Source organism: Actinoplanes sp. NPDC048791, from assembly GCF_040650095.1.
Lineage (GTDB): Bacteria > Actinomycetota > Actinomycetes > Mycobacteriales > Micromonosporaceae > Actinoplanes.
Map to the genome: position 1 here is coordinate 1 of NZ_JBEZGQ010001767.1, position 1011 is coordinate 1011.

At 74.7% G+C, this 1011-nt stretch carries 2 protein-coding genes; both read right to left on the reverse strand.

The annotated features are described in order from the left end of the window. On the reverse strand, positions 1–308 hold a 308-nt coding region (locus AB0C29_RS50310; RefSeq protein WP_360835736.1), incomplete at its 3' end, for a hypothetical protein. Further along, a complete protein-coding gene (locus tag AB0C29_RS50315; RefSeq protein ID WP_360835738.1) occupies positions 305–970 on the reverse strand; it encodes a response regulator transcription factor in 666 nt (221 codons plus the stop codon). The genes AB0C29_RS50310 and AB0C29_RS50315, both read right to left, overlap by 4 nt. Positions 971–1011: the final 41 nt, after the last annotated feature.

Sequence of the window (1011 nt, forward strand, 5' to 3'; positions counted from 1 at the left end):
GGGAAGCGCCGGCCCGGTGGCGCCGGGTCGGACGCCGCCGCGACACAGCCGCCGCCGTCGCGGACGCACAGCCGGGCGGTCACCCCGTCCCCGCGCAGCCGGTCCACGAGCTGCTGGGCGCTGAGCTGGGGGTCGAGCTGCCCGGCGAGCGCCACCCGGTCGGTCAGCCGGGTACGGGCGTCAGCATGCAGCCGGGCGGAGAGCACGATGTCGACAACGGTGAAGAGCACCACCAGGATCACGGCGAGCAGGCCGAGCACCGCCCAGGTGACCCGGCCGCGCAGCGACAGCGGCCGCAGCAGCCTCACGGACGGACCACGTAGCCCAGGCTGCGGGCGGTGTGGATGAGCCGGGGGCCGTGCTGCTCGAGCTTGCGGCGCAGCGCGCTGACGTGCACCTCGACCAGGTTCGGGTCGTACTCGTCGTAGCCCCAGACCTGGGTCAGCAGCTGGGTCTTGGACAGGATCCGGCCGCGGTGCCCGGTGAGGTAGGCCAGCAGCTTGAACTCGGTCGCGGTGAGCTCCAGCGCCTGCCCCGAGCGCACCGCCAGCCGGGCGTCCTCGTCCACCACCAGGTCACCGACCTGCACGGTGGAGGGCACCCGGCCGAGCCGGCGCAGGATCGCCCCGACCCGGGCCAGCACCTCGACGGTGGCGAACGGCTTGACCACGTAGTCGTCGGCGCCCGCGGCGAACCCCCGGAGCCGGTCGTCGACCGCGTCGCGGGCGGTGACCATCAGCACCGCGCAGTCGCTGCGCCCGCGCAGCGCCGCGGCCAGCGCGAAGCCGTCGCGGCCGCCGGGCAGCTGCACGTCGAGCAGGGCCAGATCCGGCCGGTACGCGTCGACGACCTCCTCGAAACCGGCGCCGTCGGCCACCTCCCGCACCTCGTGCCCCGCACCGCGCAACGCCGCCGCGAGCGGTGCCCGGATCGCGTCCTCGTCCTCCACGACCAGCACTCTCGCCACCATGGCCGAAGTATCCGCAGCGCGTCTGTGCGTGATCGAGCAGC

Bases quoted from the DNA above. Each gene is read 5' to 3' on its own strand.
- AB0C29_RS50315 (WP_360835738.1), bottom strand. From the start codon at position 970: ATGGTGGCGAGAGTGCTGGTCGTGGAGGACGAGGACGCGATCCGGGCA.